General features: G+C 72.0%; 23 protein-coding genes. 12 read left to right on the top strand and 11 right to left on the bottom strand.

Translation table 11 applies throughout. The annotated features are described in order from the left end of the window. Positions 1 to 2: 2 nt before the first annotated feature. The gene (locus ACIQCJ_RS03820) at positions 3 to 518 is read left to right on the top strand and encodes a MarR family winged helix-turn-helix transcriptional regulator (RefSeq protein WP_402710615.1); all 516 of its coding nucleotides are present in this window, start codon (positions 3 to 5) and stop codon (positions 516 to 518) included. Between the two features lie 118 nt (positions 519 to 636). Then, positions 637 to 2,298 carry an MFS transporter gene (locus tag ACIQCJ_RS03815; RefSeq protein ID WP_391162574.1) on the top strand — a complete coding sequence of 554 codons (1,662 nt, stop codon included), beginning with the start codon at positions 637 to 639 and terminating at the stop codon, positions 2,296 to 2,298. Between the two features lie 201 nt (positions 2,299 to 2,499). Here the strand turns inward: ACIQCJ_RS03815 and ACIQCJ_RS03810 are convergent, their stop codons facing one another. The 3 genes from ACIQCJ_RS03810 to ACIQCJ_RS03800 all read right to left on the bottom strand — a co-directional run bounded on the left by ACIQCJ_RS03810 (position 2,500) and on the right by ACIQCJ_RS03800 (position 4,752). Then, positions 2,500 to 3,156 (bottom strand): GNAT family N-acetyltransferase, encoded by a 657-nt coding sequence (locus ACIQCJ_RS03810; RefSeq protein WP_391042977.1) that lies wholly within the window; start codon positions 3,154 to 3,156, stop codon positions 2,500 to 2,502. Positions 3,157 to 3,329: 173 nt separating this feature from the next. Continuing rightward, the gene (locus tag ACIQCJ_RS03805; protein ID WP_402710614.1) at positions 3,330 to 3,938 is read right to left on the bottom strand and encodes an SPW repeat protein; all 609 of its coding nucleotides are present in this window, start codon (positions 3,936 to 3,938) and stop codon (positions 3,330 to 3,332) included. Between the two features lie 370 nt (positions 3,939 to 4,308). Beyond that, complete coding sequence (locus ACIQCJ_RS03800; RefSeq protein ID WP_402710613.1) at positions 4,309 to 4,752, bottom strand: MarR family winged helix-turn-helix transcriptional regulator; 444 nt, start codon at positions 4,750 to 4,752, stop codon at positions 4,309 to 4,311. Positions 4,753 to 4,993: 241 nt separating this feature from the next. On the opposite strand from ACIQCJ_RS03800, the gene ACIQCJ_RS03795 reads away from it, so the two are divergent. The 5 genes from ACIQCJ_RS03795 to ACIQCJ_RS03775 all read left to right on the top strand — a co-directional run bounded on the left by ACIQCJ_RS03795 (position 4,994) and on the right by ACIQCJ_RS03775 (position 12,551). Further along, positions 4,994 to 6,292, top strand: coding sequence for an MFS transporter (locus ACIQCJ_RS03795; protein ID WP_402710612.1), 1,299 nt, complete (start codon positions 4,994 to 4,996; stop codon positions 6,290 to 6,292). Positions 6,293 to 6,480: 188 nt separating this feature from the next. Then, positions 6,481 to 6,999, top strand: a complete 519-nt coding sequence (locus ACIQCJ_RS03790) for a hypothetical protein (RefSeq protein ID WP_402710611.1) — start codon at positions 6,481 to 6,483, stop codon at positions 6,997 to 6,999. A gap of 5 nt (positions 7,000 to 7,004) precedes the next feature. Beyond that, positions 7,005 to 9,833 (top strand): substrate-binding domain-containing protein, encoded by a 2,829-nt coding sequence (locus tag ACIQCJ_RS03785; protein WP_402710610.1) that lies wholly within the window; start codon positions 7,005 to 7,007, stop codon positions 9,831 to 9,833. Continuing rightward, positions 9,830 to 11,326, top strand: a complete 1,497-nt coding sequence (locus tag ACIQCJ_RS03780) for an extracellular solute-binding protein (RefSeq protein ID WP_402710609.1) — start codon at positions 9,830 to 9,832, stop codon at positions 11,324 to 11,326. Before ACIQCJ_RS03785 ends, ACIQCJ_RS03780 begins: the two co-directional genes overlap by 4 nt. Positions 11,327 to 11,402: 76 nt before the next feature. Beyond that, complete coding sequence (locus ACIQCJ_RS03775; RefSeq protein ID WP_402710608.1) at positions 11,403 to 12,551, top strand: alpha/beta hydrolase; 1,149 nt, start codon at positions 11,403 to 11,405, stop codon at positions 12,549 to 12,551. Here ACIQCJ_RS03775 and ACIQCJ_RS03770 read toward each other — a convergent pair. Then, a complete protein-coding gene (locus ACIQCJ_RS03770; RefSeq protein ID WP_402710853.1) occupies positions 12,548 to 13,129 on the bottom strand; it encodes a hypothetical protein in 582 nt (193 codons plus the stop codon). The two genes, ACIQCJ_RS03775 and ACIQCJ_RS03770, sit on opposite strands and share 4 nt — an antisense overlap. A gap of 145 nt (positions 13,130 to 13,274) precedes the next feature. Here ACIQCJ_RS03770 and ACIQCJ_RS03765 point away from each other — a divergent pair, with 145 nt between their 5' ends. Both ACIQCJ_RS03765 and ACIQCJ_RS03760 read left to right on the top strand, forming a co-directional pair. Beyond that, the gene (locus ACIQCJ_RS03765) at positions 13,275 to 14,669 is read left to right on the top strand and encodes a putative T7SS-secreted protein (RefSeq protein ID WP_402710607.1); all 1,395 of its coding nucleotides are present in this window, start codon (positions 13,275 to 13,277) and stop codon (positions 14,667 to 14,669) included. Beyond that, on the top strand, positions 14,666 to 15,424 hold the full coding sequence (locus ACIQCJ_RS03760; protein WP_402710606.1) for a hypothetical protein: 759 nt from the start codon (positions 14,666 to 14,668) through the stop codon (positions 15,422 to 15,424). The genes ACIQCJ_RS03765 and ACIQCJ_RS03760 overlap by 4 nt, the downstream gene beginning before the upstream one ends. A 45-nt stretch (positions 15,425 to 15,469) precedes the next feature. On the opposite strand, the gene ACIQCJ_RS03755 is transcribed toward ACIQCJ_RS03760, so the two are convergent. After that, the gene (locus ACIQCJ_RS03755; protein WP_355336373.1) at positions 15,470 to 15,775 is read right to left on the bottom strand and encodes a hypothetical protein; all 306 of its coding nucleotides are present in this window, start codon (positions 15,773 to 15,775) and stop codon (positions 15,470 to 15,472) included. 85 nt (positions 15,776 to 15,860) lie between these two features. Next, positions 15,861 to 16,538 carry a TetR/AcrR family transcriptional regulator gene (locus tag ACIQCJ_RS03750; RefSeq protein ID WP_402710605.1) on the bottom strand — a complete coding sequence of 226 codons (678 nt, stop codon included), beginning with the start codon at positions 16,536 to 16,538 and terminating at the stop codon, positions 15,861 to 15,863. A 159-nt stretch (positions 16,539 to 16,697) separates the two neighbouring features. On the opposite strand from ACIQCJ_RS03750, the gene ACIQCJ_RS03745 reads away from it, so the two are divergent. Next, positions 16,698 to 17,732, top strand: a complete 1,035-nt coding sequence (locus ACIQCJ_RS03745) for a medium chain dehydrogenase/reductase family protein (RefSeq protein WP_402710604.1) — start codon at positions 16,698 to 16,700, stop codon at positions 17,730 to 17,732. A gap of 141 nt (positions 17,733 to 17,873) precedes the next feature. On the opposite strand, the gene ACIQCJ_RS03740 is transcribed toward ACIQCJ_RS03745, so the two are convergent. The 4 genes from ACIQCJ_RS03740 to ACIQCJ_RS03725 form a co-directional block, all read right to left on the bottom strand. Then, positions 17,874 to 19,241, bottom strand: coding sequence for an RNA polymerase sigma factor (locus ACIQCJ_RS03740; RefSeq protein ID WP_402710603.1), 1,368 nt, complete (start codon positions 19,239 to 19,241; stop codon positions 17,874 to 17,876). A gap of 50 nt (positions 19,242 to 19,291) precedes the next feature. Beyond that, positions 19,292 to 19,711, bottom strand: coding sequence for a YciI family protein (locus ACIQCJ_RS03735; protein ID WP_188285869.1), 420 nt, complete (start codon positions 19,709 to 19,711; stop codon positions 19,292 to 19,294). Between the two features lie 137 nt (positions 19,712 to 19,848). Next, positions 19,849 to 21,255 (bottom strand): MFS transporter, encoded by a 1,407-nt coding sequence (locus ACIQCJ_RS03730; RefSeq protein ID WP_402710602.1) that lies wholly within the window; start codon positions 21,253 to 21,255, stop codon positions 19,849 to 19,851. Positions 21,256 to 21,354: 99 nt separating this feature from the next. Further along, on the bottom strand, positions 21,355 to 21,843 hold the full coding sequence (locus ACIQCJ_RS03725; protein WP_402710601.1) for a MarR family winged helix-turn-helix transcriptional regulator: 489 nt from the start codon (positions 21,841 to 21,843) through the stop codon (positions 21,355 to 21,357). A gap of 160 nt (positions 21,844 to 22,003) precedes the next feature. Here ACIQCJ_RS03725 and ACIQCJ_RS03720 point away from each other — a divergent pair, with 160 nt between their 5' ends. Both ACIQCJ_RS03720 and ACIQCJ_RS03715 read left to right on the top strand, forming a co-directional pair. Then, complete coding sequence (locus ACIQCJ_RS03720; protein WP_401309829.1) at positions 22,004 to 23,455, top strand: amidase; 1,452 nt, start codon at positions 22,004 to 22,006, stop codon at positions 23,453 to 23,455. 30 nt (positions 23,456 to 23,485) lie between these two features. Then, positions 23,486 to 23,872, top strand: coding sequence for a cupin domain-containing protein (locus tag ACIQCJ_RS03715; RefSeq protein ID WP_402710600.1), 387 nt, complete (start codon positions 23,486 to 23,488; stop codon positions 23,870 to 23,872). Positions 23,873 to 23,902: 30 nt separating this feature from the next. Here the strand turns inward: ACIQCJ_RS03715 and ACIQCJ_RS03710 are convergent, their stop codons facing one another. Further along, positions 23,903 to 25,168 carry a helix-turn-helix domain-containing protein gene (locus tag ACIQCJ_RS03710; RefSeq protein WP_402710599.1) on the bottom strand — a complete coding sequence of 422 codons (1,266 nt, stop codon included), beginning with the start codon at positions 25,166 to 25,168 and terminating at the stop codon, positions 23,903 to 23,905. Positions 25,169 to 25,293 lie beyond the last annotated feature (125 nt).

The raw sequence follows: 25,293 nt of genomic DNA, 5'->3' as shown, positions 1-25,293 counted from the left end.
TCATGACGACCAGCAGCGACGCGGCTGGCACCGCGGCCGACGCGACCGGCACGGCGGCGAGCCCGGACGACCCGGCCGGTACGGGCAGTCCGGCCGAGGCCGGACGCATCGCGGTGGACCTGCGCGTGGCACTGAGCCCGCTGGTGCGGCGGCTGCGGCAGGTGAAGCCGGACGGGGAGCTGACCTTCTCGCAGATCTCGGCCATGGTCCGGCTGGACCGGGAGGGCCCGGCCACCGCGACGGAGCTGGCCGCGGGCGAGGGCATCAGGCCGCAGTCGATGTGCACGATCATCGGCGTGCTCCAGGAGCGCGGCCTGGTCGTCCGCGACCCCGACCCGTCCGACGGCCGCCGCATCGTCGTCTCCCTCAGCCAGGCCGGTCTCGACGGCCTGCACGGCGCCCGCGCCGAGCGCGCCCGCCGCCTGGCCCGCGCGATCGACGAGGAGCTGACCCCCGAGGAGCAGCGGCTGCTGGCCGACGCGATTCCCCTGCTGGAGAGGATCACCCGCCGTGTCTGACCCCGCGGAGCCCGACCCCTCGGACATACCCGCCCGCGCCGCCCCGCCCGGTCCCGGCCCCGCGGGCCCCCGCCCCGACCGCTACAAGTGGATCGCGCTGTCGAACACCAGCCTCGGGATGTTCATGGCGACCGTGGACTCCTCGATCGTGATCATCTCGATGCCCGCGATCTTCCGCGGCATCCACCTGGACCCGTTCGCGGCCGGGAACATCAGCTACCTGCTGTGGATGATCATGGGGTATCTGCTGGTCACCGCGGTCCTGGTGGTCACCCTCGGGCGGCTCGGCGACATCGTCGGCCGGGTGCGGATCTACAACCTCGGCTTCGTCGTCTTCACCCTCGCCTCGGTCGCGCTCTCCTTCGACCCCGCGCACGGCGGCGCGGGCGCGATGTGGCTGATCTGCTGGCGGATCGTCCAGGCCGTGGGCGGCTCCATGCTGATGGCGAACTCCGCCGCGATCATCACCGACGCGTTCCCCGCCGAGCAGCGCGGCATGGCGCTGGGCATCAACCAGATCTCGGCGCTGTCCGGCCAGTTCGTCGGCCTGGTGCTGGGCGGGCTGCTGTCGGCGTGGGACTGGCGGGCGGTGTTCTGGGTCAATCTGCCGTTCGGCATCCTCGGCACCGTGTGGGCCTACCGCTCGCTGCGCGAGACCTCCACGCGCAGGCAGTCCCGTATCGACTGGTGGGGCAATCTCACCTTCGCCGTCGGCCTGGGTCTGCTGCTGGTCTCCATCACCTACGGCATCCAGCCCTACGGCGGCCACACCATGGGCTGGCTGAGCCCGAAGGTGCTGACCGGGCTGATCTCCGGCGTCGTGCTGCTCATCGTCTTCGTGGTCGTCGAGACGCGGGTGGCGCAGCCGATGTTCCGGCTCGCGCTGTTCCGCAGCCGCGCCTTCGCCGCGGGGAACGCGGCCTCGCTGCTGGCGGCGGTCGCCCGCGGCGGCCTCCAGTTCATGCTGATCATCTGGCTCCAGGGCATCTGGCTGCCGCTGCACGGCTACGCGTTCGACGACGCGCCGCTGTGGGCCGGGATCTTCCTGCTGCCGCTGACCGCCGGGTTCCTGATCGCGGGGCCGCTGTGCGGGTGGCTGTCCGACCGGTACGGCGTACGGGCGTTCACCACCGGCGGTCTGCTGGTCTTCTCGCTCAGCTTCGTCGGCCTGCTCCTGCTGCCGATCACGTTCTCGTACTGGGCGTTCGCGCTGCTGATCATGTGCAACGGGATCGGCTCGGGGATGTTCTCCGCGCCGAACACCTCGGCGATCATGAGCAGCGTGCCCGCCACCGACCGCGGCGCGGCGTCCGGGATGCGCTCGACGTTCCAGAACTCCGGGATGTCGCTGTCGATCGGGGTGTTCTTCTCGCTGCTGATCGCGGGCCTGGCCGACCGGCTGCCGTCGGCGCTGGACAGCGGGCTGCGGGCGCAGGGCGTGCCCCCGGACGTGGCCCACCACGCGGCGTCGCTGCCGCCGGTCTCGACGGTCTTCTCGGCCTTCCTCGGGGTCAACCCCGTACAGACGCTGCTCGGGCCGACCGGTGTGCTGGACACGCTGCCCGCGCACAACAGGGCGGTGCTGACCGGGAAGGAGTTCTTCCCGCACCTGATCTCGGCGCCCTTCCACCACGGGCTGGTGATCGTCTTCGCGACGGCGGCCGGGATGGGCCTGCTGGCCGCCACCGCGTCGCTGCTGCGCGGTGGACCCGCGACGCGGGCGGTGACGGCCGAGGCCACGCCGCCCCAGGTCAGGGCCGGTTCAAGACGATCGAGTTGACCGGGGTGAGGTTGTACGACCAGTGGTCGTTCAGCTCCAGGGTGATCCGGCAGTCGCCGCCGTTGTACTGCCAGCAGAGCTGCGAGCGCGGCGGCGCCCCGCGTGATCCTGCGCATGGTGATGTCCCTCCGTCCGCGGCCGGACCCCCGCCGGCCGTCGTGTCGGCGGCCGGGTCCCGCCGGCCGCCGTCACCGCCTGACGCTAGGAGACGCCGGGCCCGGTCCGCTCCTGACGAATGACAGGGACCGGCGCGATGGTGCCGTCGAGGCGGACCTGGAGGGCGGGGTGCGGCGGGGTCGCGAAGCCGAGGCCGGTGTAGAGACCGGCGCCGTCCGCGGTCGCGTTGAGGTTGATCACCCGCGCCTGGGTCTCGTCGGCGAACCAGTCGAGCACCGCCTCCATGCAGGCCCGCGCGTAACCGCGGCGCAGGCGGCGCGGGTCGGTGCAGACGTTGGAGATGTGGCCGTGCAGACCGCTGAGGTTGGTCGGGCCCGGCGCGTGCCGGTCGCAGGCGCCCACCGCGTTGCTCACCACGCCCAGTTCGGGGTCGTCCACGACGAAGGCGGCGAACTCGCCCGTGGCGGCGAGGCGTTCGGTGAACCACGTACGGGCCCGCGCCCGCCACGGCGCGTCGTCCCCGCCGACCCGCGTGCCCATCGCGTCGAGCATCACGGCTCTGAGGCGTACGAGGGCGTCCGCGTCGGCGGCCGTCGCGCGGCGCACGATCACGTCCGGGGCCGAGTCCGAGGCGGCCGGGTCCGGGGCGGCCGGGCCTGAGACAGCCGGGTCCGAGACAGCCGGGTCCGAGCCCAAATCCCGCTCGGGGGCGGGGAGTTCACCGTCGGTGCCGATCTTCATACGGCGCATTGTCACTCATACGGACAGCGCACGGCATCTCAGTTCCCCGAGCCCTTCACAACAGCGCTCAGGAGTGGTAGGTGGGGCGGATGGTACGTGAAGGTGGTACGGGCGGCCTCGCGGTCGTCCGTACCACCGGGTTCCGGAGTCGGTGCTCCGGACTCAGTACCGGATCAGCGCTCGGGATCGATCCTTCGCTCGGGGTCGATCCTCCGCTCGGTGCCCAGCCCACGGTCGGAACGCGCACCGCGGTCCGTGCTCATCGCGCGGTCCGAGCTGAAGCCGCGCTCCGCGCGGTCCGAGCCCATCCGGCCGCCGCCGGCCGGGAGCCCACGGCTCCTGGACCGGCTACGGCCGAGCATGCCCATGCCCATCGTGGCGAGTCCAACCAGGCAGATCACCGCTCCGGTGATCACGTTGCTGAGGATGGTCTTGTGCACGTGGGGGCTACCGGACACCACCCAGGGTGCGACGATCGTGAACGCGCCGATCACCACGGCGGCCCAGCCCAGTCCGTGCGTACGTTCCAGGACGGAGCCGAAGCCCAGGGCCAGGACGGCCAGGGCGATGCCGAGGATCAGGTTGGTCACGGTGAGAGCGTGGAAGCCGGTGAATCCGGCCACCCACGGCGAGATCGCCAGGTAAAGCCCGGCCAGCAGGGCCAGACCTTCAACGAGACCGGCCCATGGCTTCGCCGCCGCTTCCTCGTACCGGCCCCGAAGGGCCATCAGGTCCGGGTGGGTATCGATTCCCGTCGTCGGGTTGGTCGATTCGGTGGCCATTCCAGCCACCTCCTTTGCTGAGTGCAGTCGCTTCTACCACCGGATGTCCTTCGGGTCTCCGCCCCGAAGCTGCCGCATCCTCACACAGCGTAAATCGCCTGATACCACTCAGGCCACTCGGATGGCGTACATATCTCCTCATATCGCCCCGTCGTCCCCCGCCGGACCCTTGCGACGACCGCCCAAGGGCGTTCCTCGCCGATTTCCTCACCGAATCGCGGGGCAGGGGTGCCAGCGGCGGCGCGGGCGGGGGTGCGGGCGGGGGCGGCCCGGCCCGGGACCCGGCGGATCACGGGCGGGGGGTGCGGGCGAGGGGTGGCCGGGGGTCGGCCGACCCGGGGCCCGGCCGTACGCGTCAGGCGGTCGGGGCTCAGCGGGCGCCGAGCGCCTCCACCGTACGGACCAGCGGCGCGAGTTCGGGCTCGCGGGCGGCCTCGTCGAGGGCTTCGCGCAGGGCGCGGTCGTTGGTGGGGCGGGCCTCGGCGAGCAGGGCGAGCCCGGTCTCCGTGACGTCGGCGTAGATGCCGCGGCGGTCGGTGTCGCAGAGGTAGCGGACCAGCAGGCCGCGGTCCTCCAGGCGGCTGACCAGCCGGGTCGTGGCGCTCTGGCTGAGCACGACCGCGTCCGCGACCTTCTTCATCTGGAGGTGGCCGCCGGGGCCGTTGTGCTGCTTGCTGAGCACGTCGAGCAGCGAGAACTCGCGCACGCTCAGCTCGTGCCCCGCCTGGAGCGCGCGCTCGATGTGCGCCTCGATCCTGCCGTGCAGCAGGGACAGCGCGCACCAGCCCTGGGCCAGCGCCACGGTCTCGGTCATCCTCGGCTCCTCCACCGGCCTCGCGGCGGCTCGCACCACCCTCGTCCCCGACCGGCCGGTTCGCGCCGGTCGGTCCCGCGGTCGTCGTCGGCCGCGCCTTCAGGATAGCCCGCTTCCGCAATAGGCGGCGTTTGCACTTATCCCGCGTCTGCAATTATTGTGGGCGCTGGTTAACCGCGCACCGGTCCCGTACCCGTCCGTACCGCCGGTTCCGTCCCCTCTCCTCCGGAAGGTGTTTCCCATGCCGCTCGCGCTGCTCGCCCTGGCCCTCGGGGCCTTCGGCATCGGCACGACCGAATTCGTGATCATCGGGCTGCTGCCCGACATCGCCGGGGACTTCGGGGTGTCCATCCCGACCGCGGGCTTCCTGGTGACCGGCTACGCGCTCGGCGTCGTCGTCGGCGCGCCGCTGATGACCGTGCTCGGCACCAAGATCTCCCGCAAGCGGATGCTGATGCTCCTGATGGGGCTCTTCATCGCCGGGAACCTCGTCTCCGCGGTCGCGCCCACCTTCGCCCTCATGCTGGCGGGCCGCATCGTGGCCTCCCTCGCGCACGGCGCCTTCTTCGGCATCGGCTCGGTCGTCGCGGCCGGTCTGGTCGCCGCGGAGAAGAAGGCCGGGGCCATCGCGATGATGTTCACCGGCCTGACCGTGGCCAACGTGGTCGGCGTACCGCTGGGCACCTTCGTCGGGCAGTCCGCCGGGTGGCGCGTCACCTTCTTCGTCGTCGCCGGTTTCGGCGTCCTCGGCCTCGCGGGCATCGCGAAGCTCGTCCCCGAGATCCCCCGGCCCGAGGGCGTACGCCTCCGGCACGAACTGGCCGCCTTCCGCAACGTCCAGGTGCTGCTCGCCATGGCCATGACCGTGCTCGGCTTCGGCGGCGTCTTCGCCGCGATCACGTATCTCGCGCCGATGATGACGAACGTGACCGGTTACGCGGACTCGTCCGTCACCTGGCTGCTGGTGCTCTTCGGGCTCGGCATGGTCGGCGGGAATCTGCTCGGCGGCCGGTACGCCGACCGGCGGCTCATGCCGATGCTCTACGCCACGCTCGGCGGGCTCTCGCTCGTCCTCGCGCTCTTCACCGTCACCGCGCACAACAAGGTGGCCGCCGCCGTGACCGTCTTCCTGATCGGCGCGCTCGGCTTCGCGACCGTCCCGCCGCTCCAGAAGCGGGTGCTCGACCAGGCGTCCGGCGCCCCGACGCTCGCCTCCGCCGTCAACATCGGCGCCTTCAACCTCGGCAACGCGCTGGCCGCGTGGCTCGGCGGGCTCCTTCTCTCGGCCGGGCTCGGCTACACCGCCCCGAACTGGCTCGGCGCGGCCCTCGCCGCGGCGGCGCTGGCGCTGGCCGTGACCTCGGCCGCCCTCGGCCGCGGCTCCGCCCCCTCCGGCCGACGGCCGGGAAGCGTCACGGCCGCGCGCGCCCCGAAGGAGCGCGGGGAACCGCGCGAGCAGCCCACCACCGAGCCGGTGGCCCGACGACAGCCGGACTACCCCGCTGGGGCCGGTGGTGACCTGCGCGAACACCGTGGCTGAGCGCGCGGTTCCCCGCGCCCCCGAAAAAGGCCGGCTCGCCGTCGCGCCCAGGGCACCGGCCCCGCGGGGGCCGGCGGGCGACCCGTGGAGGCCGGCGGATCGCCCGTGGGGGCCGGCGGATCACCCGTGGGGGCGCGTCGGCGCAAGGTAGTGACGGAGTGTCAGCGTCCGTGCAAGAGTAGTGAGTTATGACTCATGGGGACGGGGAGCCGGGCCGCAGGATCCGGATTCGGGTCACTGGCGACGACGCGCAGGATCTGGAAGCGCTGTACCGCTGGCTGAGCCTGGAGGACTGGTTCGCGCAGGCCGAGGCCGCGCATCAGCTCACGGCGGAGGTCCGCGAGTACGACGGCGGGCGGCATGACCCGGAGGAGCGGCGGGACGGCCCGCCGATGAGCGGCGGCCTCGTCGAACTGGTGCTGGTGATCGCGGGCGCGGCCATCACCCCGGTCTTCGAGGACCTCTACAACCGCGCGAAGGTCGCCGCCCACGCGTGGGCGGCCAACAGCAGCAGCGACGACCACCCCATGGTGACCGACGTCCAGGCGGACGGCGCGGACGGCGCGGGCGACGGGGTCGACGGCGGCGACGGCGGCGGGGACGGGGCCGGGGACGGGGACGGCGCAGCCGACGGGGGCAACGGGGCGGACGACACGGACGACGCCGACGAGGAGCCGGAGGACGACGAAGGCGGAAGGAACACCTAGCCATCGTGTCCTCGCATGCTTACGACCCACGCGGCAAGGCCAATCGCGCACTGCTCTTCGGGGTGTACCGGTACGACCACTTGGACGACCTGCCGGGCGTGCGGCACAACCTCGGCCAGTTGGTCGAAACCCTGATGGCCGGAGGGGTGTTCGGGGCCAACGAGGTCCGGCAGGTGCTCCCCAGGACCCAGCTCGAATTCCTCTCGCACCTGGAGAACGAGGCCAAGGCCGCCGAGGGCCTGTTCCTGCTCTACTTCGCCGGGCACGGCGGAGTGGACCGCAACGGCGACAACTTCCACCTGCTGGTCGGCGAGTCCCGCAGGATCGGCCGCGACGACTACGCGGAGGCGGTGTCCTGGAGCAGCCATGTGCTGCCCAGGCTCAGGGACATCGCCGAACGCCGGCTGGTCGACCGGATCGTGGTGATCCTGGACTGCTGCTACGCGGGCAACGCGCTGCTCGAATTCAAGCCGGGCACGCTGCACCGCGGCAGGGACCGTATCTCGGTGCTGACCGCCGTCCAGATCAACCGCCGGATACCGGGGGGCAACGGGCACGAGCCGACGCCGTACACCAAACAGCTCATCCGGCTGCTGCACGACGGGCTGCCGAGGACCGATGAGGACGTCGGGCCGGAAGAGGCCGCGCGGATCGAGCTGATCCCGCTGTCGGCCGCGCTGTACGAGGCGATGCGGCACAAGTTCACGGAAGGCGGCGACGACCCGTGGGTGCCGCGTCACCACGCCGCCGAGTCCCGGCAGGACGTGCTGCTCGGGCTCTCGCCGCGGCTGCTGGAGGAGATCGACCGGCGGAACTCCGCGGGCCGGGCGGCCTGGTGGCGGGCGGCGCTCGCGGCGGCCGGGATCGGCGCGGGCGAGGGGCGTACGGGGCGGGGCCGTCGCGGAGAGCGCGGAAGCCGTGGAGAACGGGGTGGTCGCGGGGAGCGGGGAAGCCGTGGGGAGCGCGGCCGTCCTGGGGAGCGCGAGCAGCGCAAGGGCCGTCCCCGTAAAGAGAGTTCGGGCACAGCCGGTCCCGGCAAGGGCCACAATCCCAAGGTCCTGATCCCGCTGTTCACCGCCTTCGCGGTGCTCCTCGCCGGAGGCGGCTACGGCGTCTACACCTGGGTCGGCGGGAGTACGGCCTGCGCGCCGCCGGTCGAACTGCGGCTGCTCACCGACCCGGACGCGGCGCCGACCGTGAAGAAGGCCGTGGCCGCGTATCTGACCTCGGGCGCCAACCACACGGGCAGCGGCTGCCGCCGCTCCGGGATCAGCCTGGTCGACCCCAAGTCCGCCGACGCGGTGACCGGTTTCCAGCACGCGGCCGACTGGCGTACGCCGCGCTCGACCGGTGAACTGCGCCCGCAGCGCGACATCGGCGCGCAGCCGGACATCTGGATACCGGGCTCCGACGTCACCCTGGCCCGCGCCAAGTCCCTTGTCGGCAAGGGCGACGACGTGGAGCTCGGCTCGCTCGGCCCGGTCGCGTACACCCCGGTCGTGCTGGCCATCCCGACGACCCTGGCCAGTACCCCGGCCTCGGTCACGGGCACCCCGCTCGGTCAGCTCCTCGACCAGCTCAAGCGCAACAACCCCAAGACGGTGCCGGTGCTCCGCGCCGATCCCGAGTCCACGGATTCGGCGCAGCTCGCGACGGTCGGGGTGTACGGGCAGAACGGCGTCGCGCCCGTGAGCGACGCGGTCGTGGGGCAGTTCGAGCGGCAGGCGGCCCAACTGCGGCCCGCGCAGCCCGACTCGTACGCGCTGATGTGCGCGCTGGCCGGGGCGGACCCCGAACTGAAGGACAACGCGGCGGTGTTGGTGCCCGAGCAGGTGATGACGCAGTTCAACACGCACGCGGACGCCAAGGCGCGGGTGGGCTGCGACAACAACAGGCTCCATCCCCGCGCGCCGCAGTATCCGGCCGATGTCGCGCCGCTCGACCTGCCGTTCGTGCACGTCACGTGGAAGGGCGCGGACCGCGACGCGACGGCCAGGAAGGACGCCGTCGACCGTTTCCACACCTGGCTGACCGGCGCGGCCGGGCAGAAGGTCTTCACCGACGACGGCTACCGGACGGTCGGGGGCGCGACCGGCACCACCAGCGGTTCCGCGAGCGGCACGGCGACGGACACGGGCTCCGGGGCCGTCGTTCCCGGCAGTACGGTCATGCCCGGCACCTACCCGCCCGACGCCCAGTGGCTGGCGAGGTACGCCGCCGCCGTGGGCAGTGCGCTGGACCGCTACCGGCACGCGCTCGGTCCCGGCCGGGTGCTGTATCTGCTGGACAAGTCCAGCTCGATGGACACCTACTGGAGCAATTCCGCAGGCGCCCTCGACCTGCTGTCGCAGTCGCTCGACACCTTCGGGCCGGACGACACGTACGGCGTGTGGACGGTGGTCGACAAACCGCCGACGCAGCAACTGGTGCCGCTGGGCAGGCATTCCGACCTGGCCGGTATCCGCCGCGAGGTCAAGGCGACGAAGCTGGTGGACGAGGAGTCCTACCCGGGACCCGCGCTGGACGCCGCGCTCACCGAGATGACGGAGCACCAGAAGGCCACGGGCGGCGCGCAGTTGATTGTCTACATCACCGACGACGAGGACGACGAGCACTTCAAGGGCCGGGATCTCCCCGATCTGCTGGCGCGGATCGCCGCCCGTCCCGTACCGGTGGAGTGGGTGTCCCTGGCGCCGGGCGGCGGCTGCGCTGCCGGTTCGGTCGGCGCGCAGATCGCCAGGACCAGCGGCGGGCGCTGTCTGAACGCGTCGAGCAGCCAGGTCTCGGAGCTGCGCGACGACGTCGCCCGCGCGGGAACGGGGAACGCCCGGTGAGGCGGCGTCGCGCGGCGACCGCCGCCGCCCTGTGCCTGCTCGCGCTCGCCGCCGCCGCGTGCACCGGCGGGGGCGGCGGGGGCCGTGCCGCGCAGCCCACGACGACCGGCGGCGGCGAGATCATCGTGGCCAGCGGTCTGGACGTGACCGGCAGCGACGGGGTGCGCCAGCAGCTCATCGAGCAGTGGAACGGGACGCCGGAGGGCAGGCGGCACCCGGCGCGGCTGGTCGAGCTGCCCGGCGAGGCCGACCAGCAGCGCAGCCAGTTGCTCGGCGCGCTCCAGTCCGGCAGTTCCGCGTACGACGTGGTGAATCTGGACGTCACCTGGGTGCCGGAGTTCGCGCAGGCCGGGCTGATCAGCCCGCTCGACCACCAGATGAATCTCGACGACGGGGACGTCATCCCGTCCGTCGCGGGCACCGCACGGTGGGACGGCCACACCTACGCGGCGCCCTTCAACAGCGATGTGGGGCTGCTCTATTACCGCGCCGACACCATCAAGGCCATCGGCATCGATCCGGCGAGCTTTCCGAAGGCCGACACCACCTGGCAGGAGCTCCAGACGCTCATCAGCGATGTCGACGCCGACAAGGACCACCAGCCCGAGGGCTACATGGCGGGGTGGACGAGCCAACTCGGCGCGTACGAGGGGCTGACGGTCAACGCCATCGAGGCGTTCGCCTCGGTGGGGGTCCAACTCGCGGACGCCGAAGGTCATTACACGGCCGATCCAGCCAAACTGCGGGCGGCTTTGAGCGAGTTGAAGTCCCGCGCGGGCCATGACGAGACGCTGCCCGAGGCGCTCACCTCCGACGAGTCGACATCGCTCGGCGACTTCGCGGCCGGGCACACCGTCTTCCTGCGGCACTGGCCGTACGCGTACGGCGCGCTGTCGCGGACCTTCGGCCCGTCGCGGATGCAGGTGGCGCGGCTGCCGGGGAAGGCCGTGCTCGGCGGGCAGAATCTGGCCGTGGCGGCGGGGTCGCCGCGCGCGAAGTACGCGCTGGACCTGGTCAAGTACCTGACGGACGCGCAGTCGGAGCGGTGCCTGCTGGACGCCGGATTCGCGGCGACGCGGGAGTCGGCGTACAAGGACGCGAAGGTGCGGTGCACGCTCGCGCCGGGCACGAAGGGGTCCGGGGGTTCCGGGGGTTCCGGGGGTGCCAGCGGTTCCGGGGGTGCCGGGGGTGCCGGGGGTTCCGGCGGCTCTCCGAGTCCGGGCGCCTCGGCGTCGTCGGAGTCGCTCGACATGCCGCGCGACGCCGACGGCCGCCCCGCGTACGCCGCTTCCACGCTGCTGCCCGCGCTGACCCAGGCGGTGCAGCGCCCCCGCACCCCGTACTACGGCGCTCTCACGCAGCTTCTCCAGGCCCAGTTGCACGACTGGATCTCCGACACCGGTCCGTTCAGCGGCGGCGGCTCGTCCATCGACCCGGGGCCGCTCGCCGACTCCCTCGACCGGTCGCTGGCGAAGATCCTGAAGGGCAAGTAGGGCGCTGGCGATCGTCTTTGACACGCCTGGGGCCGGTGAGGCAACTCGGGCGGTGCTCCAGCGTGTTGACCGGAGTATGAGATCTCCTCTTCGATCCACCGTCCGCACGGCGGCGGCCTCGCTGCTGCTGGCCGCCGGGCTCCTGGCGGCGGGCACGCAGACACCGGCCGTCGCCGCCGTACCGCATGCGACCGCCGAGACCGCCGCCACGACCGCCGCCACGACCGCCGCCGGCGTCGGGACCGCCGAATACGACCTCGGGGACACGGCGTTCACCGATCCGGAGTCCGGCACGGTCAGCGAGGTGCGGGCCGTGGTGCACTACCCGCGTCATCTGACCGGGCGGCTGCCGCTGGTCGTCATGTCGCACGGCTCCTGGTACGCCTGCGACGACGCGGACGCGCAGACCTGGCCGTGCCCGGCGGGCTCGCACCCGTACCCGAGCTACCGGGGCTACGACTACCTCGGCCGCGCGCTGGCCGAGCGCGGCTTCGTCGTGGTCTCGCTCAGCGCCGACGCCATCAACATGACGTCCTTCGACTACGGCGACCGCGCCCGCCTGATCAATGAACACCTGCGGCTGTGGCGGGACTTGGCCAATGGCGGCGGCGCCCTGAAGGGCCGCTTCACCGACCCGGCGACCGGCCGCGAGGTCGCGCCCGCGTTCACCGGCCACGTCGACATGACGCGCGTCGGCACCCTGGGGCACTCGCGCGGCGGCAAGGGCGCCATGTGGCAGGCGTCCGACAAGCACCGCGCCGAATGGCCGACGGGCGTACGGGTGAGGGCCGTTCTCGCGCTGGCGCCGGTCAAGTTCGACTACCCGGAGGGCGAGAACAGCGACACCCTCGACACGAAGGTGCCGTTCGCGGTCGTCACCAGTACCTGTGACGGAGCCGTCCACGAGCAGGGCCAGGAGTATCTGGACGACATCGCGGGCCTGAACACCGTGACGGACTTCTCCGTCTCTCTCCAGCACGCCAACCACAACTACTACAACCGGTCCTGGACCCCGCCGGCCTCGCTCGGCGAGGACGACAGCACCTGCCCGGCGCAGGAGTTGACCCCCGCCCACCAGCAGGACGCCCTCACCGCGTACGCCGTCGCCTTCTACCGCTACGAGCTGTACGCCGACCCCACCGGCCTCCCCGTCCTCACGGGCCGCCACCCCCTCCCCCACACCCCCGCCACCACCCGCATAGCCCTCCCCGCCCGCGCCTCCTAAGCCCGCTCAGCGGCCCGCAACACGGCGCCGTACTTCACCAACCGCCGCCGGGACAGCAGCACCCCCAGCCCCCACAACCCGACGAAGAACGCCCAGATACCGCCGCAGACGAGCAACGGCCCCGCCGTGAACCCGAACTGGGACAGCGGGATCAGCAACGCCAGCGGCAGCACCACTACTTGGATCAGGCCGCGCCTGCGATGGCCTCGCGCGTAGTCCACCTGAATACGCGCGTGCAGCAGCTCGACCTCTTCTCGCACCTCCGGCGACGGCCGCAGCCGCCGCCGTCCCGGCCGCATTCCCGGCAACTGGCCGCCGCGCAGTCCCTCGGGATACCGCGTGGCGGCCAGGGTTGCCCGTTCCGCCGCGTCCGCCTCCCGCCGGAACCCGAAATACGGATTCGGACTCCCCTTCGGCGATGTCACCGCCATCCCCTCGTACCGGTAGCCGTACTGCTCGGCGACAAAGGCGAACGCCGCGAATCTCCGCCACGACCCCACCAGATTCCGCGCCTCATGCCGCGCCGCCCCCCGCGCCCCGTCCCGCATCAGCGCCTTGAGCTGAGCCTCCACGAACATCACGACCTCCGGCCTCCGTGGTCTGGCATGACCTTCTGTCCGGTCCCCGCCGCCGGACCCGCATCCGGGACTCGGCGGAACCATCCATACCGCAAGGATCTTCTTATAGCTTGGTCAAGAAAAAGTCATCTCTGAACGAAGCGGCATGAGTTCGTCATGCGGATGGGGGGCGAGCGTGGGCTCGTTGAAGTATCCGAACCTTGGCTTCGATCCGGCTCCGGGGGATCTGGAAACCGTCCGTCTGATGGTCTCCGCGGTGGGGCAAGTGGCCCACAATAGCGGCAGCGCCCAGAGCCAACTGAGCAAGATCGGCACCTCGGACGGCGTATGGGTGGGGAAGTCCGCCGACGCCTTCACGGAGTCCGTGGAAAAGATTCCGCCATATCTCAAGAAGGCCCTTGACGCGGTGAATTCGGCGCACCGGGCCCTGGCGGGCTGGGAGACCAGTCTGGACGGCTTCCAGTCGCGGGCCCGCGGGCTGGAGGAAGAGGCGGCTGCCGCGGCGCGGAAGGTCGACTCGACCAAGAGTTCCTTGACCGGTCTTCCCGCGGACACCTCCACGATGTCCGACACGGAGAAGGAAGCGCACGAGCGGGACAAGAAGGGCAAGCAGCAGGCGTACGACACGGCGCACGGCGAACTGGAGTCGGTCCGGGGGCGCGCCCGTACTCTGCACGTCGAGTACACCACCGCGGCCGACTCGACGGCGCGCGCGCTGAAGGACGCCACCGACGACGCCCCGCCGAAGCCGGGTTGGTTCGACAATCTGGTCGACAGCGTCACCGACTTCCTCGCCGACGCGTGGAACGTCCTGTCCGATCCGAACTTCTGGAAACTGGTCGGCGACATACTCGCCGACGTCGCGATGGTCATCGGCGTGATCTGCCTGGTCGCCCTGGCTCTCGGCACCGGAGTGGGGGCGCTCGGCCTGATCGGCTTCATCGTCGGCGTGGGCGCGCTCGCCGCGCACAGCGCCGCGATGATCGGCGGCGCCGAAGGTGTGACCTGGCAGACTCTGGCCTGGGACGCCGCGGGTGTGATCGCGGGCGGTATCGGTCTGGCGGGCGGCAGCATGATGAAGGCCGGGCGCGCGATGGTACAGGCGGGGCGTGAACTGCGGGTCGCGGAAGGCATCGTGGCGACGCTCGGCAAGATCCGGCCCGGCGCTCTGGGCAACATCGCCAAGATACCCAGCGGTGTCGCCAACACCCTGCGCGGTTTCAGCATGGCAGGGCAGGGCTGGACGTATGTGGCCACGGGCAAGGTGTTCGACTTCGTGGGCACCGTCACCGGCGCGGGCTTCGCGCTCGGGTCCAACGCGAACGACGGCCGGTGGACCGACGGCGACTGGAACATCTCCGACATCCCCGTAGTCGGGCCGATCGCCGGATTCGTCAACTACAAGGCGCCCGACAACAATCCCACGGTCATGGCGCCCGGCCCGCTCGGCCCGACGTTCGACGTCCCCACGACCTTGACGTCAGCGGGCAACAGCTTCGCCAAGGGGCTGGAGCAGGGGCAGTACGGGACAGCGGCGTGAGTGGCCCGACTGCCCAAGGCGCGGCAAAGGCCGCGGGGCGGGAGATCCCGTACGCGTTCGGATACCAGGTACCCGACGAGTTCATCCGGCTGCCGGAACCCACTGAGTCCGAAGGCTGGCACGAGGCGCTGGCCACGTTGATGCCCGACGCCGACGAGGAGCAACTGGCTTCTGCGGGAGCGCAGATGCGTGCCAGTCTGCCGGGTCTGGCCGCGGGCAGCGGGGACACCGTCGTCCTTACCGCGATGTGCCTGGGTACGGAGGACGTGGAGGGTGACGAACGCCTGTCGATGGGCCTGCTGGCCGTGACGGTACGGCCCAGCACGCACCGGGACCGGCTGCTCGCCGCCGAGGCGATCTTCCAGGCGGAGCAGCGCAAGCTCTTCGCACGCGAGGGCCGGCTTCAAGAGCTGAACTTCCCTCTGGGCAAGGGTGTGCAGGGCAGGCAGGACATCCTGATCGCCGCGAAGCTGCCCGCGGGGCCCGGCGTGATGTCGACCTCGCTGCGGCTGCTGACGCTCCCCGCGGGCATGGCCGCCGCGGCCGGAGTCGAGGATCCTACTGGCGCCGCGGCGACAATACGGCCGACGCTGCCCGTGGCGGCGCTGCAACTGATCGTCCCGGCGCCCCGCGACTACTGCGTCTACGTGACGATCTCGACGCCGTCGCTCTTCCTGCTGGACTCCTACAGCGGGCGGCTCGCACACATCGGGCGGACGTTCACCTTCAATCCGTCCCAGGAGCACGACGGTTGAGGCCGAGGCGCGGGGAGTGAGCCCGCGGGGCGAGCGGCGGACGGATTACTCGCCGCCGCCCTCGCCCGCCTTCTTGAGTTCGTCGAGGAGCTTCTGATCGATCTTGGCGAACTCCTCGGCGGCCTGATTCGCGAACTCCGAGACGCCCTGGGTGAGTTTGGAGAGCTGGCCGAATCCGTAGTCCCAGGAGTCGGCAAAGTCGTCACACGCCGATTCCAGGCCGGAGTGGCCGATCTCCTTGGTGTTGGCGTGCTTCATCTCCTTCGAAGCGCTCTTCATCTGGTCGCCGCTGGTCTCCAGCTTGCGTGCCATGTCCTTGACCTCGTCGCCCGCGAACCGCAGAAAAGACATCCGGCCCCCCGTCCGTATCGCGTCTTCGTGTTGCGCCTCTGCCGATTCCCAGAATAGGTCCAACTGCCCTGCCGCGGCGGTGAGCTCAGGGTTCGAGGAGGGCGTGGAGTTCGGCTTCGTAGAGCTGGGCGGGGTCGAGGGACATGCCGGTGAAGTGGCCGGCGGCTTCGAGGGAGAGGACGCCGTGGAGGCGGGTCCAGCAGGTGAGGGCGCGGTGGAGGGCGGTGGTGGGGGCGGGGTGGGGGTCGGCCCATGCGCGGTGGGTGGCGAGGTGGGTGTCGAAGGGGGTGACGGGGGCGGTGGCGTCGGGGTCGAGGGCGACGCAGGCGTCCAGGAGGACGGCCATGATCTCGGACGCGATGCCGGTGATGTCGTCGGGGGCGTGGTAGCCGGGGACGGGTGTGCCGTAGAGGAGGAAGTAGCGGTGCGGGTCCTCCAGGGCCCAGCCGCGCAGGGCGTGGGCGAGGGCGACCAGTTCGGGCCGGGAGTCGTAGGCCGAGGCGGCGGCGTGGACGCTGAGGAAGGTGTCGGCGAGGCTGCGGTAGCCGTCCCTGACCAGCTCGGTGATGAGTTCGTCGCGCCCGGCGAAGTAGCGGTAGAGCGCGGGGCCGCTCATGCCCATCTGTTTGGCGATGGCGTTGAGGGAGAGCGCTGAGGCGCCCGCCGTCGCGATCTGCTCCCACGCGTGTTTCTTGACCTCCTCGCGGACCTGGGCCCGGTACCGCTCGCGCGGGGTGCTGGTGGTCGTACCCGGTTCAGCCACTGGCCTTGCCTCCTTCCCGTACGTCGTGCCCGTACGTCGTGTCCGCGTTCCCTTTAGTTAGAGGCTATCACGAACGCTATTGACACTCCCGATCGTGAGGTGTTAGAACTTCTAACGAACGCAAACGTCAGTAACGAGCAGCTCGCAGCGGAGGCCGCCATGAACACCACCGAAGAACTCACCGAGGTCGTCCTGCCCGGCAAGGTCGAGCCGGAGGGCCTCCAGGTCAGGCACGGCGCCGTCCCCACGCCGGGCCCCGGCCAGGTCGTGGTGCGGATGGAGGCCACCGGCGTCTCCTTCGCCGAGCAGCAGATGCGCAGGGGCCGCTACTACGACCAGCCCCCGTTCCCCTTCGTGCCGGGTTACGACCTGGTCGGCACCGTGCAGGCGGCGGGCGAGGGCGTCGGCACGGACCTGGTCGGCACGCGGGTCGCCGCGCTCACCAAGACCGGCGGCTGGGCCAGCCACGTGGTGGTCGACGCCGCCGACACCGTCCCGGTGCCCGAGGGGGTCGGCGCGGCGGAGGCCGAGGCGATGGTGGTCAACGGCGCCACCGCCTGGCAGATGCTGCACCGCAAGGCGCGCGTCCGCGCAGGACAGACCGTCCTCGTGCTCGGCGCGAACGGCGGCGTCGGCTCCGTCCTGGTCGAACTGGCGCGGGTCGCGGGCGTCAAGGTGATCGGCACGGCGTCCGTACGGCACCACGACGCGCTCAGGGAGCGCGGCGTCACACCGGTCGACTACCGCGCGGGCGACGTCGCCGCCCAGGTCCGCGCCCTCGCGCCCGGCGGGGTGGACGCCGTCTTCGACCACGTCGGCGGCCGGGGCGTCGTCGACTCGTGGCGGCTGCTCGCGCCCGGCGGCACGCTCGTCTCCTACGGCACCGCGTCCACGCTCAACGACGAGGGCTCCAAGCAGTGGCCCGTGCTCAAGATCATCGCCCGCGTCTGGGTCTGGAACACGCTGCCCAACGGCCGCCGCGCCTACTTCTACAACCTCTGGGCCGGAAAGGCCCTGGCCAAGGACCGCTTCCGGGCCCGGCTGCGCGCCGACCTCACCGAGGTCTTCGCCGCGCTCCAGCGCGGCGACGTCACCGCCCGGATCGCGGCCCAACTGCCGCTGGCACGCGTGGCGGAGGCGGTCCGGCTGGCCGAGTCGGGGACGGTCGCCGGGAAGGTCGTCCTCACGGCGTGACGCGCCCGCCGCCCCGGTCGAGCAAGGGCCCGGCCGGTCCGGCACCGGCACCGCCCCTCAACCCCGGCACCGGCACCCACCCGGACCCCGCCACCGACGCACCGCTGACGCCACCGACGCGCAGCTGACGCCCGGACGGGGTCACGGCATCGGCAGGGCATCGGCCTTGCGGAGCAGCAAGGCGCGTTCGCGGGTGTTGGGGCAGTGGCGGGCGGCGAGCTGGAGTGCGGCGCGGGCTTCGGCGGTGCGGCCGAGGCGGGCGAGGAGTTCACCGCGCACGGTGGGGAGGAGATGGGAATGGGAGAGGTGACCGGCGGCGGCGAGTTCGTCGACGAGGTCGAGGGCGGGCTGCGGCCCGTGGGCCATCGCGACGGCGACCGCGCGGTTGAGGTCCACGACCGGCGAGGGGGCGATACGGCCGAGGGCTTCGTAGAGCACGACGATCCGTTCCCAGTCGGTCGCGGCGACGGAGGGCGCGGAGGCGTGGCAGGCCGCGATGGCCGCCTGGAGGCCGTACGGGCCGAGGCCGCGCCCGACGGTGGAGGCGCGTTCGAGAGCCGCCCGGCCACGGCGGATCGCCGAGCGGTCCCACAGGCGCCGGTTCTGGTCCTCCAGGAGTACGGCCTCGCCGTCGGGGCCGGTGCGGGCGGGGAAGCGGGCGGCGGTCAGTTCGCAGAGGGCGAGCAGACCGTGCACCTCGGGCTCGCGCGGCAGCAGGGCGGCCAGTACGCGGGTGAGCCGGATCGCCTCGTAGGCCAGGTCAGGGCGGAGGAGGTCGTCGCCGGACGTCGCGGTCGACCCCTCGGTGAAGATGACGTAGAGCACGCTGAGGACGCCGCCGAGCCGTTCCCGCCGTTCCTCGGCCGGGGGCAGGGCGAACGGGACCTCGGCGGCGGCGATCGTACGTTTCGCACGGGTGATCCGCGCCTGGACGGTCGGCACCGGCACCAGGAAGGCGCGCGCGATCTCCTCGCTGGCCAGGCCGCCCACCGCGCGCAGGGTCAGGGCCACGCGGGCCTCGGGCGAGAGGACCGGATGGCAGGAGATGAACATCAGGGCCAGGATGTCGTCGTCGATACGGTCCGGGTCCCAGGGCAGGTCGGCGTCGGCCGCCGAGCCCACACCCGTATCCGGGCCCGCGGCCCTTCCCGTGGCGACGCCCGTACCCGCGTCCTCGGCCGCCTCCCCCGCGAGCAGCGCGTACCGCTGGTCCAGCGCCGAGCGGCGGCGGAAGGCGTCGATCGCCCGCCGCCGCCCGGTCGCGAGCAGCCAGCCCACCGGGTTCGCCGGTGTGCCGTCGCGTGACCAGCCGACCAGCGCCTCGGCCAGGGCCTCCTGCGCCACGTCCTCGGCCAGTTCGAAGTCCCCGGTGTAACGGGCCAGGGCCGCGACGACGCGGGCCGACTCGATCCGCCAGACGGCCTCGACGGCGCGGCGCGCGGCCTCCGTACTGCGGGGAGCCGGTCCGTCGGGAGCCGACCCGCCCGGAACCGGCCCGCCCCGAGCCACCCCGTCAGGAACCGGTCCGTCAGGAACCGGTCCGCTCAGATCCGGCCCGCTCAGATCTGGCCCGTCCGCTCGCGCCACGCCCGCTCCTTGGTGATCCACTCGTTGTCCTGCGGGAACTCCTCGATGCTCGGCACCCGGCGCACCTCGCACTTCGAACCGGCGACGGCGGGCAGCCGCTTCGCCCACTCGACCGCTTCCTCCTTCGAGGCCACGTCGATCAGGTAGAAGCCGCCGAACAGCTCCTTCGTCTCGCCGTACGGGCCGTCGGTGACCACCGGCGCCTCACCGCTGAAGTCGACCACGACCCCCTGGCCCGGGTCGTCGAGCCCCTCCGCCGCCACCAGGACCCCGGCCCGGATCAGCTCTTCGTTGAACCGGCCGACCGTCTCCAGCATCTCGTCGAACGGGGTCTCCATCATCTTCGCGACGGACTCGTCCGTACCACGCATGATCAGCATGTACTTCGCCATGACGGCTGTCTCCACTCTGTTCTGTTCCGTGCGTTCAGCGCTGACGCGCTCCGGGGGCCGTTTTCCGACCCTCTCACCCCCAAGGTCGAACGGCGCGGGAGCGGATCGACACGGCGGCCGGATCGGATTCGGAGAATTCACGGGACCTGGCCGGAGGTCACCGCCAGGTCGGCGTCCGGGACCGGCCCGGCGTCGGTGTCCGCACCGCCGTGGGACGGCGTGCGGTACGCCCGGAGCGGCGCGTTCGTCGCGGCCACGGCCAGCACCGCCAGGACGGCGGACACCCCGCCGAGGACCAGGGAGAACGGGGCGGAGGTGGCCGAGGCCAGCAGGCCGCCCCGGAAATTGCCGAGTTCGGGCCCCGCGACACCGATCACGTGCTCCACGGAGGAGACCCGCCCCCGGTACGCGTCCGGCGTCTCCAACTGGACCAGGGCGCTGCGCGTGACGACGGACACGGTGTCGGCGGCCCCCGCCGCGGCCAGGCAGCCGAGCGCCAGCCACAAAGGCCCCGCCAGCCCGAACCCGGCCAGCGCCAGGCCCCAGACCACGGCGGCGGAGAGCTGTACGAGGCCGCCGCGCCGCCAGCGGGTCACCGTGCCGGAGAGCAGACCGGCCGTGATGCCCCCGACCGCGACGGCCGAGAGGAACAGGCCGAGGGTCCGCGGGTTGCCGCCGAAGCGGATCTCGTTGACGAGGGGGAAGAGCGCCACGGGCATGGCGAGGAGCGTCGCGGCCAGGTCGGTGGCCATCGAGCCCCAGAGGGTGGGTCGGCGCAGGACGATCCGCCACCCGCCGCGCTCGGCACGCCGCCGACCGCCGCCCTTCCCGAGCGCGCGCCCAATCCCACCGCCCTTCCCGAGCGCGAGCCCACCGCACTTCGCGCGCCGACGCCAGCCACCGCCCCCCTCGGACGCCGTCCCCTCACCTCCCTCCGGCCGCATCGCCGGCAGGCGAATCACCGCGAGCATCGAGACCGCCATGGCCACGGCCTGAATCCCGTACGCGGCGGGGAAATCCCAGCGGGCGATGATCAGTCCGGCCGCGGCGGGCCCGGCCAGCATCGCGGCCTGGAAGGAGACGTTGGTGAGGGCGAGACCGGCCGCGACCTGGCCGCCGGGCAGCAGCCGGACGGGAAAGGTGCGCCGGGCGGGAGCGCCGAGCGCGCTGAAGACGGTGGCCAGGGCGACGAGGGCGAGCAGGAGCAGGACGTTCCTGTTGTGGGCCAGGGCCTGGGCGCACAGGGCGGCGGCGACCAGGAGTTGGCCCGTGGTGGTGGCGCGTACGAGCGCGCGGCGGTCGACGGTGTCGGCCAACGCGCCGCCGAGCAGCCCGAAGAGCAGCATCGGCAGGCCGGTGGCGAGCCCGATCGCGCCGGTGCCGACCGGGCTGCCGGTGAGGTCCCAGACCTGGGCGAGGACGGCCACATTGGCTATCTGGCCGCCGAGTTGGGAGACGGACGTCCCGATCCACAGGTCGCGGAAGGGCTGACTGCCGCGCAGCGGACGGGTGTCGAGGAACCGGACGCGTATCCGTCCGCTCACGTCGTCCCGCTCACTTCGACCCGCTCACTTCGACCCGCTCACTTCGACCCGCTCACTTCGACCCGCTCACTCACGTTCGGTCCGCTCACTTCGACCCGCTCACTTCGGCGGCTCGACAAGGCGGTTGAGGATGCGCTGCCGCATCGACCGGTGTTCCAGCGCGCGCCGCACCTCCTCGACGACGGCGGTCATGGCGTACGGCACCTCGGCGTCCAGTTCGGCGACGGTCTCGTGGGTGGCGCGCCACTCCGCCTCCAGGAACGGTACGAGCGACCGGCCGCGTTCGGTCAGGTCGATCCGCCGGGTGCGGGCGTCGGGGCCGGGCTCCGAGGTGACCAGGTCCTCCCTGCGCATGGCGGCGACGGTCTGGCTGATCGCGGAGTGCGAGCGGTTCAGGGACTTCGCCAGCTCGCGGATGGTCAGCGGCCCGGTGTGCGCGAGCCGGATCAGCGGATACGCGAACCGGGGCCGTACGCCCGTGATGCCGCGCTCGACGTAGAGCTGCTCGATCTCGGCGTCCATGGCCGCCAGCAGCTCGTGCAGGGTGTGCCAGGGGTCGGGGAGCGCGGTGGGATCAGAAGTTGTCACAGCGCTAATATAACAGCGCTGCGACAATTGCGGAGGCTACGGCTCCGGGCGCGCCGGGGCCAGCCGCGAAGTGGCCCCCGGACCTCGGAGATCGGGGCGACTTTCCCTTGCCCGAATCGACATTTCGTGGCTCCAGCGGACCGCCCGTACGGTCCCTGGCATGGACAGAAGCTTTCAGACGGCGGAAGAACTCCGTGCCGCCCTGCGCGCCGGTGACGTGACCTCGGCGGAACTGACCGACGAGGCGATAGCCCGTATCGAGCGGGACGACGAGGCGGTCAACGCGATCTGCGTGCCGGACTTCGACCGTGCGCGGGCCGCCGCGCGGGAGGCCGACGCGGCGCGGGCCCGCGGCGAGGACCGGCCGCTGCTCGGCATTCCCGTGACGGTCAAGGAGTCGTACGACGTGGCCGGGCTCCCCACGACCTGGGGCATGCCGCAGCACCGGAACCACCTGCCGGCCGAGGACGCGGTGCAGGTGTCGCGGCTCAGGGCCGCGGGCGCGGTGGTGCTCGGCAAGACCAATGTGCCGGTCGGGCTCCAGGACATCCAGAGCTTCAACGAGATCTACGGCACCACCAACAACCCGTGGGACCACGGCCGCACGTCGGGTGGCTCCTCCGGCGGATCGGCGGCGGCCCTCGCGTCCGGCTTCGGCGCGCTGTCCATCGGCTCGGACATCGCCGGTTCGCTGCGCACCCCCGCGCATTTCTGCGGGATCTACGCGCACAAGCCGACGCTCGGGCTGGCGGCGAACCGCGGCATGGCCCAGCCGCCCGCACCGGCGCTGCCGGTCGACCTCGACCTCGCCGTCGTCGGCCCGATGGCGCGCTCCGCGCGCGACCTCACGCTCCTGCTCGACGTCATGGCAGGACCCGACCCGCTGACGTCCGGTGTGGCGTACGAGGTGAGGCTGCCGCCCGCGCGCCACGAGCGGCTCGGCGACTTCCGGGTCCTGGTCCTCGACCAGCACCCGCACATTCCGACCGGGGCCGCGGTACGGGCGGCCGTGGGCCGGGTGGCCGACGCCCTGGCCGACGGCGGCGCCCGCGTCGAACGGCACAGCCCGCTGCTGCCCGATCTGGCCGAAGCCGCGGTGGTCTACACACAGCTCCTGATGTCGAGTTCCACGGCGCACTTCCCGGTCGAGGCGCAGGAGCAACTGCGGGCCCTCGCCGCCGACTTGAGCCCGGACGACCAGAGTCTGGAGGCGACGCGGCTGCGCGCCATGGTGTTGAGCCACCGCGACTGGCTCGGCGCGAACGGCCGCCGCGAGCTCCACCGGCACGGCTGGCGGCGGTTCTTCGCCGAGTTCGACGCCGTGGTCTGCCCGATCACGCCCACTCCCGCCTTCCCGCACGACCACGGCCCCGATCCGAGGCGACGCCGGATCGACATCGACGGCGCCGGGTACCCGTACTTCGACCAGCTCGTCTGGGCCGGTCTGCCCACCATGCCCGGCCTGCCCGCCACCGCGATTCCGGCGGGCCGGTCCCCCGAGGGCCTGCCGGTGGGCGTCCAGCTCGTCGGCCCGATGTTCGAGGACCGCACCCCGCTGCGCCTGGCCGAACTGCTCGAACCACTGACCGGCGGCTTCCACCCCCCGACATAACCCCCGCCCCGCACCCGCCCGGAGGACCCCGTGGAGATCTTCGACTTCGACCGCGACGAACGCCGCGTCACCCACTACAAAAGCAGCGGCGTCCACGCCACCCGCGTCGCCGCGGGCGACGGCGGCCCCGTCCAGCTCACCCACCTCAAGGTGACACCTGGCGGCATCATCGGCACGCACACCGCGCCCTCGCCCCAGGCGTTCCTGATGATCAGCGGCAGCGGCTGGATCGCGGGCCCCGACGGCGTCCGCACCCCCCTCACCGCGGGCCAGGGCGTCCGCTGGGACCAGGACGAGCCCCACACCTCCGGCACCGACACCGGCTTCACCGTCCTCGCCGTCGAGGGCCCGCCCCTCACTCTCTTCGCCCCGGACCTGGGAACCGGCACCGAAGGCAGATCCTCTCGCCGCGGCTGACCCCGCCCCGCACCCGCCCGGGACCGGTCGTCAGCCCGTCAAAGCGGCGAGGTCGCGGACGCCGGGGACGAGGGGGTGGTGGTCGCGGAGGTCGGTGACGATGCGGCGCAGCGCGGGGCGGTCGCGTACCTCTGACGGGGAGACGCGCAGGGCGTCCATGAGAGCGGTGGCGGTCTGCGCAGCTTTGCCCCACTGCCACCACGCGCGGGCCATGTCGGTGTGGAATCGCGCGCGCCGTTCGGCGGTGGGGAACTGCCCGGCACGCAGTTTGGAGCCCAGTTCGAGCGCCGCCCCGGAGTCCCCGAGCGCCCGGTGCACGCCGACCGCGTACAAGTCCACCGCGGCCGATGTGACAGGAGCCGCCGCGGGCAGGGTGCGGGCGGCTGCCGTCGCCTCACCGATCATGGTGAGGGCCGCGTCGCGGTCACCGCCCTGCGCGGCGGTGTACGCGGTGGTGCACAGGATCTGCGCGTAGGCCGAGCGGTACGCGACCGTGGTCAGCCCGGTCGCCTCGATCCTCGCGGCGGCGTCGGCGACAAGCCGATGGGCGATCTGTTGACGGCCCTGGTGCCGCAGCACGATCGCCATTTCCCGGGCCGCTGTCGCGGCGGCGAGCGCCGAACCCGAAAGGTCCGCGTACACCGTCGCCCGGTCGGCGGCGATCCGCGCCCGGTCGTAGCTCTGCACCTTCGCCAGGGCCTGGGCCGCCAGGCTGTAGCAACCGGAGAGCTGTCCGTAGCCCGGCTCCGTACGAGACTCCGCGGCCCGGTGCGCGTCCGCCAGAATCCCCGGCACCTCGGCAAGCACCGCCGTATAGCGTCCGGCGTCGAACAACCCACGCGCCCGCACGAGCCGGCCTCGCACCGCTTGATGGGAGACCGTCGCGGAGGGAACCGCCGCGAAGACGTCATCGACGCCTGCCAGGACCGAGGCAGGGGCCGCCAGCGCGACAGCGGTCACTACGGATCGGCGACGCATGGGGTCCTCCTCGTACTGCGGACCGTAAGCAATGGCCGTCACTGTAGTGCCGCCGAATGCGATCAGGCCCAACGCCGCCCCGAGGAGCTGGTCCGGTACGCCGACAGCTCTCGCCGCCCGCTGGACGAGCCGCAGATCCCCTACGGGCCGGGTCTCCAGCCGCGAGACGGTCGATGCGGAGCATCCGATACGACGGCCCAGCTCGTCCTGCCGCCAGCCGAGGCGGAGACGGCCCATTCTGATCAGACCGCCCGGCCGCCGCCGCCCGGCGCACTCCCGTGCCCGTGCACTGTCCCAAAGCGGATCAGCAGGCCGCATGGCACCTCCATGGGACGGGGGCGTACACAGACGCCACCCATCCGACCGTAGTCATGCCGTGTCACCCCGTCGATGCCGTGTGCAGGATCTGCAAAGCCCTTGCAGGATGCGGTAGTTGACCACTG

The organism is Streptomyces sp. NPDC093221 (assembly GCF_044753885.1).
GTDB lineage: Bacteria > Actinomycetota > Actinomycetes > Streptomycetales > Streptomycetaceae > Actinacidiphila.
Note: the sequence above shows the minus strand (reverse complement) of the source record. Positions and strands in the feature narration are given on the sequence as shown.

Coding starts and splice junctions, on each gene's coding strand:
- ACIQCJ_RS03805 (WP_402710614.1), bottom strand. CDS start 3,938: ATGGCCACCGAATCGACCAACCCGACGACGGGAATCGATACCCACCCG.
- ACIQCJ_RS03735 (WP_188285869.1), bottom strand. CDS start 19,711: ATGGCGAAGTACATGCTGATCATGCGTGGTACGGACGAGTCCGTCGCG.
- ACIQCJ_RS03755 (WP_355336373.1), bottom strand. CDS start 15,775: ATGTCTTTTCTGCGGTTCGCGGGCGACGAGGTCAAGGACATGGCACGC.
- ACIQCJ_RS03775 (WP_402710608.1), top strand. CDS start 11,403: ATGAGATCTCCTCTTCGATCCACCGTCCGCACGGCGGCGGCCTCGCTG.
- ACIQCJ_RS03800 (WP_402710613.1), bottom strand. CDS start 4,752: ATGACCGAGACCGTGGCGCTGGCCCAGGGCTGGTGCGCGCTGTCCCTG.
- ACIQCJ_RS03790 (WP_402710611.1), top strand. CDS start 6,481: ATGACTCATGGGGACGGGGAGCCGGGCCGCAGGATCCGGATTCGGGTC.
- ACIQCJ_RS03720 (WP_401309829.1), top strand. CDS start 22,004: ATGGACAGAAGCTTTCAGACGGCGGAAGAACTCCGTGCCGCCCTGCGC.
- ACIQCJ_RS03765 (WP_402710607.1), top strand. CDS start 13,275: ATGAGTTCGTCATGCGGATGGGGGGCGAGCGTGGGCTCGTTGAAGTAT.
- ACIQCJ_RS03810 (WP_391042977.1), bottom strand. CDS start 3,156: ATGAAGATCGGCACCGACGGTGAACTCCCCGCCCCCGAGCGGGATTTG.
- ACIQCJ_RS03710 (WP_402710599.1), bottom strand. CDS start 25,168: ATGCGGCCTGCTGATCCGCTTTGGGACAGTGCACGGGCACGGGAGTGC.
- ACIQCJ_RS03770 (WP_402710853.1), bottom strand. CDS start 13,129: ATGTTCGTGGAGGCTCAGCTCAAGGCGCTGATGCGGGACGGGGCGCGG.
- ACIQCJ_RS03745 (WP_402710604.1), top strand. CDS start 16,698: ATGAACACCACCGAAGAACTCACCGAGGTCGTCCTGCCCGGCAAGGTC.
- ACIQCJ_RS03795 (WP_402710612.1), top strand. CDS start 4,994: ATGCCGCTCGCGCTGCTCGCCCTGGCCCTCGGGGCCTTCGGCATCGGC.
- ACIQCJ_RS03820 (WP_402710615.1), top strand. CDS start 3: ATGACGACCAGCAGCGACGCGGCTGGCACCGCGGCCGACGCGACCGGC.
- ACIQCJ_RS03815 (WP_391162574.1), top strand. CDS start 637: ATGTTCATGGCGACCGTGGACTCCTCGATCGTGATCATCTCGATGCCC.